General features: G+C 58.9%; 13 protein-coding genes. 9 read left to right on the forward strand and 4 right to left on the reverse strand.

What is annotated here, in order from left to right:
• Positions 1-95: 95 nt before the first annotated feature.
• A complete protein-coding gene (locus VNC39_RS05525) occupies positions 96-929 on the reverse strand; it encodes a WecB/TagA/CpsF family glycosyltransferase (RefSeq protein ID WP_325396995.1) in 834 nt (277 codons plus the stop codon).
• Positions 919-2,448 (reverse strand): exopolysaccharide biosynthesis polyprenyl glycosylphosphotransferase, encoded by a 1,530-nt coding sequence (locus VNC39_RS05530; protein ID WP_325396997.1) that lies wholly within the window; start codon positions 2,446-2,448, stop codon positions 919-921. The genes VNC39_RS05525 and VNC39_RS05530 overlap by 11 nt, the downstream gene beginning before the upstream one ends.
• Positions 2,449-3,249: 801 nt before the next feature.
• On the opposite strand from VNC39_RS05530, the gene VNC39_RS05535 reads away from it, so the two are divergent.
• The 7 genes from VNC39_RS05535 (at position 3,250) to VNC39_RS05565 (ending at position 10,601) form a co-directional block, all read left to right on the forward strand.
• The gene (locus VNC39_RS05535; protein WP_325396999.1) at positions 3,250-3,726 is read left to right on the forward strand and encodes an acyltransferase; all 477 of its coding nucleotides are present in this window, start codon (positions 3,250-3,252) and stop codon (positions 3,724-3,726) included.
• A gap of 222 nt (positions 3,727-3,948) precedes the next feature.
• Positions 3,949-4,836: a 2OG-Fe(II) oxygenase gene (locus VNC39_RS05540; RefSeq protein WP_325397001.1), complete on the forward strand. Its 888-nt coding sequence runs from the start codon at positions 3,949-3,951 to the stop codon at positions 4,834-4,836.
• A gap of 217 nt (positions 4,837-5,053) precedes the next feature.
• Positions 5,054-5,926: an alpha/beta hydrolase gene (locus tag VNC39_RS05545; protein WP_325397002.1), complete on the forward strand. Its 873-nt coding sequence runs from the start codon at positions 5,054-5,056 to the stop codon at positions 5,924-5,926.
• A gap of 201 nt (positions 5,927-6,127) precedes the next feature.
• Positions 6,128-6,580 carry a (2Fe-2S)-binding protein gene (locus VNC39_RS05550; RefSeq protein WP_325397004.1) on the forward strand — a complete coding sequence of 151 codons (453 nt, stop codon included), beginning with the start codon at positions 6,128-6,130 and terminating at the stop codon, positions 6,578-6,580.
• Between the two features lie 11 nt (positions 6,581-6,591).
• On the forward strand, positions 6,592-8,757 hold the full coding sequence (locus VNC39_RS05555; protein WP_325397006.1) for a xanthine dehydrogenase family protein molybdopterin-binding subunit: 2,166 nt from the start codon (positions 6,592-6,594) through the stop codon (positions 8,755-8,757).
• Positions 8,758-8,759: 2 nt separating this feature from the next.
• Positions 8,760-9,989 (forward strand): c-type cytochrome, encoded by a 1,230-nt coding sequence (locus VNC39_RS05560; RefSeq protein WP_325397008.1) that lies wholly within the window; start codon positions 8,760-8,762, stop codon positions 9,987-9,989.
• A 198-nt stretch (positions 9,990-10,187) separates the two neighbouring features.
• On the forward strand, positions 10,188-10,601 hold the full coding sequence (locus VNC39_RS05565) for a DUF302 domain-containing protein (RefSeq protein ID WP_325397010.1): 414 nt from the start codon (positions 10,188-10,190) through the stop codon (positions 10,599-10,601).
• A gap of 107 nt (positions 10,602-10,708) precedes the next feature.
• Here the strand turns inward: VNC39_RS05565 and VNC39_RS05570 are convergent, their stop codons facing one another.
• Together VNC39_RS05570 and VNC39_RS05575 are read right to left on the reverse strand one after the other, a co-directional pair.
• Complete coding sequence (locus VNC39_RS05570) at positions 10,709-10,915, reverse strand: DUF2007 domain-containing protein (protein WP_325397012.1); 207 nt, start codon at positions 10,913-10,915, stop codon at positions 10,709-10,711.
• Between the two features lie 71 nt (positions 10,916-10,986).
• Entirely contained in the window at positions 10,987-11,409 is a 423-nt protein-coding gene (locus VNC39_RS05575) for an OsmC family protein (RefSeq protein ID WP_325397013.1), read from the reverse strand.
• Between the two features lie 235 nt (positions 11,410-11,644).
• On the opposite strand from VNC39_RS05575, the gene VNC39_RS05580 reads away from it, so the two are divergent.
• Both VNC39_RS05580 and VNC39_RS05585 read left to right on the forward strand, forming a co-directional pair.
• Positions 11,645-11,779: a hypothetical protein gene (locus VNC39_RS05580; protein WP_325397016.1), complete on the forward strand. Its 135-nt coding sequence runs from the start codon at positions 11,645-11,647 to the stop codon at positions 11,777-11,779.
• A 606-nt stretch (positions 11,780-12,385) separates the two neighbouring features.
• Positions 12,386-12,694, forward strand: a complete 309-nt coding sequence (locus tag VNC39_RS05585; RefSeq protein ID WP_325397019.1) for a hypothetical protein — start codon at positions 12,386-12,388, stop codon at positions 12,692-12,694.
• Positions 12,695-12,798: the final 104 nt, after the last annotated feature.

Raw genomic sequence — 12,798 nt, forward strand, 5'->3', positions numbered from 1 at the left:
CCCAATTCCGGATCGGCTCCTGACCGACATATAAGCACGTGCACACAGGCTATTGAGATTCCTATTTGCTCAAAAATTTGTAATTCTAACCGGGATTATCGAACACGTTTGCGGTTGTTTCCGCTTACGGCGTAGCGCAAGACAAAGAGGCCAAATACCGGCAGTCCAAGCAAGTAGCGACGCCAGAGTCGCTTGGGCTCTCGCACCAACCGTACGAGCCACTCGATGCCCAGATTGGCAACCCAGCGCGGCGGCCGGTGCACATGCCCGGCGGCATGATCCACCAGCGCACCACCGGTAATCGCAACGCCTGTCTGCAGGCGATCCCAATTATCCCAAAGCCATCTCTCTTGCCGAGGCATCCCCATATTCACCAGAAGGATCGACGGGGCAGCGCTGTTAATCCGCGCGACCAAGGCCAGATTCTCAACGGAATCTTTTGCCATGTCAAAGAAGCCGTCCTGCACGCCGGCCGTTCGCACCCCATACCGCGCCTCATAATTCCGCGCCGCTTGCACGACGGCTTCTTTGCTGCCGCCAAGCCAGAAGATCGAGGCATTCGGCCCAAGCGCCTCCAGAACCGCTCCAATCCATTCCGGCGGCGTCGTCCGGTGCGCGGCTCGTCCCTTCAAAAGACGTATCGCCAACTGCACCCCAGCTCCATCGCAGAACGCAATATCAGCTTTCGAAAATAGCGCCGACATCCATCCTAATGTCTGCGACAAAACAACAAGATTTGCATTGGCATTGACGACCAGCATCTTCTGCTTTGAACCCGCCGCTGTAATGACGCGTTCGGCAATAGTGCTACGGTGCAGATTGTGCAGCCGAAGCCCCATAATGTCGATCATATCAGACTCAGATGTCTGCGCCATCGAGATCGAGCCTCCGCCATGCGACGGCATGCGCTGCGCCGCTTCAGAAGGCATTGCGACTCACGATTTCGCGGACCAATGTCAACGCCATGATCTTCAAATCAAACCATGCGGACCAATTCTGGATATATTCAAGATCGTAGGCGACACGCTTGCGAAGATCATCCGTCGTCACAAGTTCACCCCGTGCGCCATTTACCTGTGCCCAGCCAGTGATACCCGGCTTAACATGAAATCGCATGATATATTCCGCCGTGACATCATTCAGAAGAGCCCCTTCCACGCGCGTCTGCAGTGCGTGCGGCCTCGGCCCCACGAGGGACATCTCGCCACGGAGTACGTTCAGGAGTTGCGGCATCTCGTCAATGCTGAGTTTACGGAGCCACTTTCCCACGCGTGTGACGCGTGGGTCATCACGAGAGGTTTGCTTCACCGACAAAATATCCGACGCGTTCGTATACATCGAACGAAACTTGAAAACCATGAACTGACGATTGTTGAAGCCCAGACGCGGTTGCCGGAACAGGACCGGCCCCGGCGAATCCATCTTGATTGCAATCGCAACGACGGCCAATGGCAAGAGCAGTAAGATGACACAAATTAAACTTACCGTAACGTCAAGCACCTTTTTGATCAGCCTCTGCCACTCGTCCAAAGGACGGCGCTGCAGCACCAGGAAAGGCATCGCGCCGATGGTTTGTACCGGGAGTGCGACATCAGGGCCATGGAGCATGTAAGGCTTCGCAAACACGTCGGCGAAAACGCCGCGTAGCCGCCAGCTCAGATCGGCAATCTGTGTTTCGTTCTCAGCCCCAGGGGGCAGCGCGATGATGATGCCATGTAGCTTGATTTCCCGACTTAGGCTGATCAATGAAGCGATCGTCCCTTGAACCTGAGCTTGTCCCGGATGACGCGGACCATCGTCGAAAACACCTAATACTGAAATGCCATTTTGTGATTCCTTGCTCAACCGTTCGGCGGTGCGGAAGGCATGCGCATCACTGCCGATGACCGCGATTTTCCGCTTCAGCCGCGTCTCGATGACGGGATGCGCTTTGGCAAAGGTGCTCAAGCCACGCGTTACGATCAATCCGGCCGTGACGCTGATTGTCCAAGCGCAGGACGCCCTCAACAAAGCAATGTCCTTCCACCCCAGCCACCAGTACACACCGGCCTGTACAAAGCCTGCCAATATCAAAGGAGGCATTAGAAAGCGCAGCTGCTGGAGACTCATTTCCCAAAACGGTAGAATCGGCAGTCTAGGGTTTGGTAACATCAAGAAAAACACAAGAACTGCTACGAGGTCCGCAACGGAAATGGCAACCGTTTGCTGGCGCGTCGCAAAAAAGCTTCCAGCCCACGCCATGGCGCATGAGGTCAAGACGACCGTCGCGCCGTCGATCAATCTGATCGCGTATAGGAACAGAGGATGATCACGCTGGTCATGCGGCGCGGCAACGCTTGCCGCACCACCAGAGGCGGGCAGCCATGATAATTGCGGATAAGATGACGCCCGTGTTGCGCTCGCCATTCCAAGCCCAGGTTTTTTCCGTCGATAGATCTGGCCACTCATTTCGCCTCTCCGCGTCTATCATATGACATCGCTCATGCCGATCTAACGTCGGTGCCGACGGCGCCCTCGAAAATTGCATGACTTATGCTCACCCGTTCCGCAGAGCGGGGCTTTCTGAAGTCCTCCGGGCAAGACAACTCGCCTCCCGGCGAGAGATCTCAAAACCCATATATTTGAAAATACGCTTACGGGGTGCGTCGAGTTGAAGAAACGCTATGTCGGTGCACGTTAAGTAGCATCGTGGGGGGGGAATGGGTCAATCATTATATTGCACTGCGAAGGTGAATTCGTCGTTAGCATCAAAATCAAACCCCCCGCGATCCACACCGGCAATTTTCTCTAATTTATAATAGGTTGCGCGACTTCTCCGGGATTCCGATCCGCAAATGAGACGCCAGACTGTTAAATTCCACGACAAAAATAACAATGAATGACTTTGGCTCTTCGAGTGCCGATATTTTAGATATTGTGACACTTGGTTCTTTAGAAGTACTGTCCTTTGTGAAAGACGGCCTATCGTCTCCCGGGCAACGCGGAGGCGCTAAACTTTATTTCATAATTTTGAAAAATTATGAGCTATGTCGCTTATGGCATTCAAAATAATGAAATAAGCGACATTAAAATCCCTAGGGTCGTGACACGGCGGCCTTTAAGGGGAAATTTGTCGTGGGGGGCGCCTGCCCGAAGCGCGTTAGGCAAGGCCCGCTCTGTTAAGTCATTCGACGAACATTAAAGTTGTCACCTCCAAAATTCGGAGATCCAAAAGATGCACAAGTCCGCAGCTAGTCGTCGAGCAGGCCTTTGAATCGAACGATCAATGCGATTCAGGCGCTGCCCTTTATCCCCGGACGAATCCGAATCGCTATTTTGCGGTTGTGCGGGATCAAAGTTGGACGTGCCGTCACATTATTTGGTCAGATTTTTTTCGGCTCGAAAAAATGTGAAATCGGAGACAACTGTTTCATCAGCGTCCAGTGTTTAATCGACGGCTCCGATTTTGTAAAAATCGGTAATAATGTTCACCTCGCTATGGGCGTTAAGCTGATTACAAGCTTTCATGAAGTCGGCCCATCTCATCAAAGAGCGGGGCCAGGCGCTAAGGCACCGATTACAATCGGCGATGGATGCTGGCTTGGCGCTTCGAGTTTGGTGTTGCCGGGCGTCGAAATCGCGCGCGGCTGTATTATCGGCGCAGGCGCCATCATCACTCGAAACACAAGGCCAAACGGGCTGTATGTTGGCGTTCCCGCAAAGCGCATCAAAGACCTCGACCCTTAGATCTATCTTGATATCTTTGTAGGATTTCTCAGCAATGTCCGAAACATGACTGACGGTCATCCTAACAGATTTCAAAAATCCGTATCCGACCAGACACTTTTTCCGATATGTAAGCACCTATTTTTAATGATTTTTTTGTTTAAATTGTCATGTGTACACGGTTGAATTTTGCCCGCAGACCTCTAACCTGAAGTAAGCAACACGATCAATTCACATTCAAAAGTGAGTATATTCGAAGAAGAGATTTTAATGCTGATACAATGCACCCCGCGCGCAGGAGCGCAATGGCCGGATTTTGATACGATCTCTGAGAAGGATTCTCATGCGCTGGCCGCGGCTTTTCAGCGCGCATCCCCGTTTCCACACCTTGTGATGGATCATCTTTTTCCTTCGCCAATGCTCCAGGCGATGGCAAAGGAGTTCGACACGGCCGCGCCGTCTGATTGGCGTGAATATCACAGCGGCCTTCAGCGCAAGCGCGGCACCCCGCCGGGTGGCCATCTGCCCCCTACAGTACAAGACTATTTCAATGTGGTGTATTCCGGACCGTTCGTCAGGCTGTTATCCCGGATCACAGGCATCGATGACCTGATTCCCGACCCCGCCTTGTACGGCGGCGGCATGCATGAGGTTGATGCCGGCGGAAGCTTTGAGATCCACATGGATTTTGCAACGCATCCGCGAACACGTCTGGTCAATCGGCTGGCTTTGATCACTTATTTTAACGAGACGTGGACATCGGAAGATGGCGGGGCGTTGGAATTATGGGAGTTGGAGCCGCCGCGCTGTGCCGCAACCGTGGTCCCACATTTCGGCAGGACGGTGATCATGGAACAATCCGCGCGCGCTGCGCACGGCCATCCTCAGCCGATACGGGAGGGCCGCCAACGCCGATCCACGGTCGCTTATTTTTACACCAACGGCCTGGCGGCGAGGGACGCAAATGACACGTTGGCAACAACCTATGTGCCGCATGCGGGTTATTCCCGCCGCCAAAAGGCGGAGTTATATCTGCGTCGATTCGCCCCGCCCATGATCGTCAAAGGTCTCAAGGCGATTAACAAAGCCGCTCGAACGCGGCACACACGGGGGCGTGGATCGAAACTCTGACTGAATCCGGCGATTCTTCGCGGTCCTAGCTTTTGTTCATCAAATTTCTGTCGTCCAAGGCGAGGAAAAACGACGGCTGTGGTGACCCAGCGCGGGCCAGCCGGTAAGCACGCGCAGGCGTGCAATTAACGACTCAGCGTTGGGCCACCGCTCGAGCACTTGCCACCAAGGCGAGCGCCGTGGTTTTTGTGCGGTGGTAACGGCGGCGGGACAGATAATGATTAAGGACGACCTAACAATCCAAACGGAGGGTGGCGAGCTTGCCGCAACCCTCTACACACCCGGTGCTGGCGGGAAACCTGGCACGGTGATTCTCTGCCATGGTTTCTGCGGCATCCAGACGGTGCTTCTCCCCGCCTTCGCGGAATTTTTTGCACGGAACGGCTTTCGGGCTTTGACGTTCGATTACCGGGGCTTTGGTGCGAGCGGCGGTGAAAAAGGGCGCTTGGTGCCGGCGATGCAGATCGACGATATTGATGCTACCGTGCGCTGGGTCGCGGGCCACGCCTTTCACGAAAACGGACCAATCGCGCTATGGGGCACTTCGCTCGGCGGCGCGCATGTGGTCGAGGTGGCCGCACGGAACGAGCTTGTGAGCTGCGTGATCAGCCAGATGCCGTTCGGCGATGGCATGAGCATGATTACGCGGGATATGAGTAACGAGGAGCGGGACAATCTGATCCAGACCCTCGAGAAGATGCAGGTTCGCAAACAAACCACCGGAAAGGAAGTGATGGTTTCCGTCAACAAGGTGCTGACGGACCCGGATTCGATCGCTTTCTTCGAGCAGGTTCGGGTGACCCATCCAGAAATCGATATCAAGATTCCCTTCCTCACCGTGCGGGAGACATTACTTTACAGTCCGGTGAAAGCCGCCCCGCAGGTGCGGGCGCCGGTGATGGTCATGGCCGCCGAGAATGACATCGTCAACCCGCCGGAGCAGGCTAGGCTGCTGTTCGACTCGCTCACCTGCCCCAAGGCGTGGCATATCCAGAGCGGAGCCCGGCATTATGACCTCTACTCCCCGCCGCATTTCGACGCGGTGGCAAGCCGGCAACTCGCCTGGCTCGATTCAAACATGGTCACGTAGCTTCATTCGCGTTGCCGATATATGAGCCGATGCACAGGGTGGATGATTTCTTGACGACGCCCTGTGCGTGGCCAGATGGTCCGCGCGGCTTTACCCCCATGTTTATTGATCCCATTTTACGGTACTGCTAATTTTGTTGGCAGCACGGCGCGGGCTCCATTGCGTCCCCGCTGAATTATGCTTCCACCAAGGAGCCCTCGAATGATCACCTTGCTCGTGAATGGCCAACCTCATCAGGTGAACGCGCCTACCGACATGCCGTTGCTTTGGGTCCTCCGGGACATTCTGGGCATGACCGGCACCAAGTTCGGGTGCGGCATCGCGCAATGCGGCGCCTGCACCGTGCATGTGGGCGGTGAACCGGTGCGTTCCTGCCTCTATCCGGTGGGGCTGATCGGCGACAAGCCGGTGACGACCATCGAGGCGATCGGCAGCACGCCGAACGGCCACAAGGTGCAGCAGGCCTGGATCGACCATGAGGTCCCGCAATGCGGCTACTGCCAATCAGGGCAGATCATGTCGGCGACCGCGCTGCTCAACCAGATCCCGGCCCCGACTGATGCCGAGATCGATGCGGCCATGTCCGGCAATCTCTGTCGCTGTGGCACCTATGTGCGCATCCGCGCGGCGATCCATGCCGCCGCGGCAGGTTGAGGGAGGCGGCGATGAGCTATGAAGCCCCTTCCCGGCGGCTGGTGCTGAAAGCGGGATTGCTGGCAGGCGGTGGCTTGCTGCTCAGCCTGCACCTTCCGCGTGCCGCGCGCGCGGCGGAAACACCGCATGGTGCAGAGCCCGCGCCCTTCGTGCCGAATGCTTTCATCGAGGTGCCGCCCACCGGCAAGATCATCTTCATTTCACCCCATACCGAGGCCGGCCAGGGCATTTATACCAGCACGGCCATGCTGATGGCCGAGGAACTCTATCTCGGCCTCGACCAGATCGCCATACAGCCGGCCCCCCCCGATCTGGCAAAATACAAGGACCCCCTGCTCGGCGACCAGGCGACCGGCGGCTCGGCCTCGACGCGCGCAGACTGGCTTCGGCTCCGCCAAGCCGCCGCGGCCGCGCGCATCATGCTGGTCGGCGCCGCCGCTGCACGCTGGCATGTCGATCCGGCGGCGTGCCAGGTGGCGCGCGGCGTCATCAGCCACGCCGGCAGCGGCCGCACCCTCACCTATGGCGAGGTCGCGGGCGATGCGGCCGGGCAGAAGGTGCCTGCGCATATTCCGCTGAAGCCTGCCTCGCAATTCACGTTGATCGGCACCAGCGCGCCACGGCTCGATACGCCGGCCAAGGTTAACGGCACGGCGCAGTTCGGCATCGACACGATCCTGCCCGGCATGCGGATCGGCACGCTCGCGATCACCCCGGTGCGCGGCGGGACGGTTGCCACCATGGACATTGCCGCGGCGCACCAGGTGGCCGGCGTGCATGACATTGTGGTGGCGCCGGACAAATCGGCTGTCGCGGTCTTTGGTGACCATATGTGGGCAGCAAAACAGGGGCTTGCGGCGCTGAACATCACCTGGGCACCAGGACCGAATGGCAGTGTGACCACCGCGGCGCTGATCGACGCGCTCGACCAGGCCTCGCAGCATCAGGGCGTGATCGCCAAGCACACCGGCAATGCCACGGGCGCGATCAGCGCTGCCGCGACCAAGCTCGACGCGGTCTATCAATTGCCCTTCCTATCGCATGCGCCCATGGAGCCGCTCAATTGCACGCTTCATATCCAGCCCGACCAGGCGGAAATCTGGGTCGGCACACAGGTGCCGGTGCGCGCGCAAAAGGCGGTCGCCACGGCGACCGGCCTACCGCAGGACAAAGTGACGGTCAACAATCTCTATATGGGCGGCGCGTTCGGCCGGCGGCTCGATATTGACAGCATCGAGATCGCCGCCGCCCTCGCCAAGCAGGTTTCTTATCCGGTCAAACTGGTCTGGACGCGCGAAGAGGACACGCGCCACGATTATTACCGGCCCTATTACTATGACCGCGTCAGTGCCGGGCTGGATGAACATGGCAAGCTGGTCGGCTGGACGCATCGCGTCACCGGCTCATCGGTGATGGCACGCTGGGCACCGGCCGGGTTCGTCAACGGGCTCGATCCCGATGCGGTGGAGTGCGCCGCAAACACGCCTTATGACGTGCCGGCGGAGTTCGTCGATTATGTCCGGCACGAACCGCAAGGTGTCGGCACCGGCTGGTGGCGCGGTGTCGGACCCACCCATAATGTCTTCGTCGTCGAGAGTTTCGTCGACGAAATCGCCTCTGCCGCCAAGCGCGATCCGGTCGAGTTCCGCCGCTCCATGCTGCAGCACAATCCGCGCGCGCTCGCCGTGCTCAACCTGGCTGCTGAAAAATCCGGCTGGGGTACGCCTCTGCCGGCCGGCACCGGGCGCGGCATCGAAGTGCAATTCGCCTTCGGCTCCTATCTCTCCCTGGTCATGGAGGTCTCGGTCACGCCGCAGGGCGAGATCGTGCTCAAGCGCGCCGTGGTCGCGGTGGATTGCGGTTCAACGATCAATCCCGACACGGTGCAGGCGCAGATCCAGGGCGGGCTGATCCTCGGCCTCGGCACCGCACTCTATGATGAAATCACCTTCGCGGACGGTGCCGTGCGGCAAAGCAATTTTCACGATTATCGCACCTTGCGCATGAATGAAACGCCGGTGATCGAAGTCTATCAAATCCGCAACGAGGAGGCGCCCGGCGGCATCGGTGAAACCGGGACGGCCGCGGCCGCGCCCGCGCTCGCCAATGCGATTTTCGCGGCGACCGGCAAGCGGCTGCGCCGTATGCCCTTCGGCGCCGGCCAGCTGGTGGCGTGAGCATGACGATTTTGCACCGCCTGTTCGCCGCGACCGTTCTGTTGCTCGGAATCGCCCCGTTGACCGCTGAGGCCGATGCGCCATTGGATTTGATCGCGCGCGGCCAGTACCTCACGCGCGCCGCCGATTGTGAGGCTTGCCACACCATGCCGGGCGGCCAGCCTTTCGCCGGCGGCCGCGCCTTTCAACTTCCCTTCGGTGTGCTCTACGCCCCCAACATCACGCCCGATGAGACCGGCATCGCCGGTTATTCGGACGATGACTGGGTGCGCATGTTGCGCCTGGGCATCGGCCGCGATGGACAGCATCTGTATCCAGCCATGCCCTACCAGGCCTATACGGGCATGTCGCGGGATGATGCGCTGGCCATCAAGGCCTACCTGATGAGCCTGCCGGCCGTGCATGGGGCGATCCCGGCGAACCAGATCAACTTCCCATACAACCAACGATGGGGAATGTTTTTCTGGAATCTGGTCAACAATCCCGACCGGCGCTTCACGACAGACAATAGCCGGTCAGCCGCCTGGAATCGGGGCGCCTATCTGGTTCAGGTGCTGGGCCATTGTGCCGAGTGCCATACGCCGCGGAACTTCATGATGGCCGTCGATACCAGCCGGCAATTCGCCGGCGCGTCGGAGGAAGGCTGGCTTGCCTACAACATCACCCGCGATCCGACCCATGGGTTCGGCGGCTGGAGCGATGCCGCGCTCGCGCAATATCTCTCGACCGGCCATGCCGACGGTCACGGCCCGGCCTCGGGCCCCATGGCCGAGGTGGTCGAGGATAGCCTGCGCTATCTGACGCCAGACGACATCCACGCGGTCGTCACCTATCTGCGCACCGTCCCGGCGCAGCCTGACGGACCTGAGGCGATCGTGGCGAACGGCACGCCGCAAATCGATCCGGATGGGCTCGGTGCGCGGCTCTTCGCCCAGGCCTGCGAGGGGTGCCATCTGCCCAACGGCACCGGACGGCAATCGCCCTGGGCGGCGCTCGCCGGTGCGCAATCGGTTGGGGACCCGAACGGCACCAACATCGTCGCGATCCTGACCCAGGGCTCGAGCATCGACACCAGCGAGGGGACGATGTTCATGCATCCCTTCACGGGGGACTATACCGACGCCGAGCTGGCGGCCCTCGGCAACTACGCGATCAGCCAGTTCGGCTTTCGCCGGGGGCACATCACGCCGCAGCAGATCGCCGCAGCGAAGACGCATCCCGCCGCGCCGTGAGTCGGCGCGGCGCCGTCTGCCGGCAGATGCGGCCTCGATAAATCCACGTCAATGGCTCGCGCAAAAACCCGCCCCGAGCGCGGCGCCTCCGGCGATAAACATGTTCGCGCCGTCCGAAACAAGGCCGCTGCGCTAGCAGATTTTCTTTGACTCGCGCCGCAACACCGCGCTTGATGATACCACATGGAGCTCGCAGCCATGCCCGACACCGGCCTCGTCACACTGCAAAGCGCGCATGATTTCGACGCCACCGTCCGGTGTTTGGCGGCGCGCCTGGACGCGAAGGGTGTGACGGTTTTTGCGCGTGTCGACCACGCAGCCGGCGCCGTGAGCGTTGGCATGGTTCTGCGCCCCACAACGCTGTTCATGTTCGGCAATCCCGCCGCGGGCACGCCCTTGATGCAAGCGGCCCAGCATTCCGGAATTGATCTGCCGCTCAAAATGCTCGTGTGGCAGGACGCGAACGGCATGGTCTATCTCAGCTACAACGATCCGTCATGGATCGCGGCGCGGCATGGCCTTGCCGGTGGCGTTCAGCAGACCGTCACCGGCATGACGGAAACCCTGGACGCGCTCGCGCAGCACGCGGCGTCCACGGCCGGGCACGACTGACTTTGGCAAACCATGCCAGGCGTCTCCGCGCCAACATCCAGAACCGCCAACATCCAGAACAACGTCGCTACCGACGCGGACAGCTGAACTGGTGCCCCCGCAACGGCTTATAATTCGCCGGCCGCGCTCAGATATTGCCGCGCGGCATCCGCCTGGTGTTCCGGGACCGCGATGCGGCGCATCACCGCGCCGATGCTGCCTTCGACAGCGGCCATGTTCTCATCATACAGCACCGGCTGGAAGCCACCGCGCCGCAACAAGGAAACGAGGAAGGTCAGCCGTACCGGGTCATTTGTCGCAGCGATCACCAACATGCGGAGATCTTCGCATGTACGCAGTGCCGCGCCAAATGTTTTCCGCCGAAGCGGCAGGGCGCCCCAAGCGCTCAGATCAATCGCGCGTCCAATGTGATGATGCTGTTGAGCACCTTGGAGACCGGACAATTCCGCTCGGCGTCGCCGGCCAGTCGCGCAAACAGCGCTTCGTCGAGGTTCGGCACCTGGGCACGCAGGGAGAGGTCCGAGCGGCTGACGCGAAACCCCTGCCCCTCCGGCTCGAGCGTAACCGCAGCCTCGGTGCTGAGTTCGGTGGCCACATAGCCGGCGGCTTGTAAGCGAAACGCCAGCGCCATGGTGAAACACCCGGCGTGGGCGGCCGCGATGAGCTCCTCGGGATTCGTGCCCGCCTCAGCCTCGAAACGGGTTTTGTAAGAATACGGCGTCTCTGCGAGCACGCCGGACTCCGTAAAGAGATGGCCGGTGCCGGCACGGCCGGTGCCGTTCCAAACCGCTCTTGCTTTGCGAATCATGCGACTTCTCCTGCAATTGCGTCCGACATGCTCCAGAGCCATGAGCGCGTGCCGCCAAAACCATTTCGCCTCACAATCGGTTTTTCGCGCAAATCAACTTCTATGGAGCCGCCTCATCCGCACTGCCTCCAGGCAAAAACGCAGTGTCCAGCCATCGTCTCATGTGCTTAATATCCTCCTCGGCCGCAACTGCCTTGGGCCAGTCCGGATTTTCCTCAAAAACGGGTGATCTCCGATGTCCCTTCCCATCAAGCGCCTGACCGTTCTGGCCTTGGCCGTTGCGCTGGTGCCGCTCGCCGCGTGCCAGGCCCAAATCGCCACGCCGCTGCGCGCCGATCCGATCGCCCCGAGCTCGGCTGCTCATTTATAATGGCGGCCTCGTGCGTCTGCCTCCTGGCTTCTGAGATAGACGCGGCTGTGCCGCGCGCTTAGGCTTGCGACTGCCACCGAACGCACGATGACCGCCTCGCGAAACGCGTGGCGCCGGAAATAATGATCGATTTTCCTCACGTTTCCGAGATCGGTCCAATTTTCGATTGAACCCGAACATACTTCATAAACCTCCCATATATTCCGCGACCTTCCTGAATACTGAAATTTTTTGCGATGAAGCACCCACGCCCTTTGGACCGCCGACATGAGGAACAAACGTCCGCGGCAGACGACATCACGAAATATTTACAGTGAGCGAAGATACGGAAAACACGCGACGACCAAAACTCATCGAATACAGACTTCCTTGGCACATCAATAATCTTACACGAATCATTCAAACCTTGATCATCCACAACAAGTTCTTGCGGCACCACCAAATTCCGCATAGACTAAATAAAAATTCTCATACACTCCGATATCAAAATAAAATTCATCGCGTATATTATTCTACAGTCTCGTTTGTGAGACTGATCTCTGGCTGCCGGGTTCTATGTTTTTTGCCTGTTTCGTCTTCCCCATATTTCGACAGGAGACCCGTTCTATGCTTCGCAAGAGATTTCCTCTCATCGTCAGCGTTATCCTGGCTTTCGCAAGTGGCTCATATGCCCTGGCCCAGTCCACCTCCACATCCGACTCAACAGCGACAACGGCGCAACAGGATAGCACATCAAAAGGAATGGTGCCCTTTGCCTTCAAGTTGAACCTTGACCATGACAGCATGACAAAAGTACTAACGATGATGCATGCCGGACGCAACCGGTGCGTTGTCGAAGACCTGAACCCCGGCGATGATAGCAGCGCGATCGTGATTTGCGGTATCGAGCCGGCGACGGAAACTTTTCACCCTTAATTCAGCATTCGGCCTGCGATCGGCGGCGGACTGCAATCATTCGACATAAGTTTGACGTCCAAGAGAACTCCGCGCGACTCGAACGTAAATTCCGACGGGCCGAG

Origin of the sequence: Acidocella sp., from assembly GCF_035535915.1 — a bacterium.
GTDB lineage: Bacteria > Pseudomonadota > Alphaproteobacteria > Acetobacterales > Acetobacteraceae > Acidocella.

Coding starts and splice junctions, on each gene's coding strand:
- VNC39_RS05580 (WP_325397016.1), top strand. CDS start 11,645: ATGTCCCTTCCCATCAAGCGCCTGACCGTTCTGGCCTTGGCCGTTGCG.
- VNC39_RS05555 (WP_325397006.1), top strand. CDS start 6,592: ATGAGCTATGAAGCCCCTTCCCGGCGGCTGGTGCTGAAAGCGGGATTG.
- VNC39_RS05570 (WP_325397012.1), bottom strand. CDS start 10,915: ATGTTGGTGATCGCTGCGACAAATGACCCGGTACGGCTGACCTTCCTC.
- VNC39_RS05545 (WP_325397002.1), top strand. CDS start 5,054: ATGATTAAGGACGACCTAACAATCCAAACGGAGGGTGGCGAGCTTGCC.
- VNC39_RS05575 (WP_325397013.1), bottom strand. CDS start 11,409: ATGATTCGCAAAGCAAGAGCGGTTTGGAACGGCACCGGCCGTGCCGGC.
- VNC39_RS05530 (WP_325396997.1), bottom strand. CDS start 2,448: ATGAGTGGCCAGATCTATCGACGGAAAAAACCTGGGCTTGGAATGGCG.
- VNC39_RS05565 (WP_325397010.1), top strand. CDS start 10,188: ATGCCCGACACCGGCCTCGTCACACTGCAAAGCGCGCATGATTTCGAC.
- VNC39_RS05585 (WP_325397019.1), top strand. CDS start 12,386: ATGCTTCGCAAGAGATTTCCTCTCATCGTCAGCGTTATCCTGGCTTTC.
- VNC39_RS05550 (WP_325397004.1), top strand. CDS start 6,128: ATGATCACCTTGCTCGTGAATGGCCAACCTCATCAGGTGAACGCGCCT.
- VNC39_RS05525 (WP_325396995.1), bottom strand. CDS start 929: ATGCCTTCTGAAGCGGCGCAGCGCATGCCGTCGCATGGCGGAGGCTCG.
- VNC39_RS05560 (WP_325397008.1), top strand. CDS start 8,760: ATGACGATTTTGCACCGCCTGTTCGCCGCGACCGTTCTGTTGCTCGGA.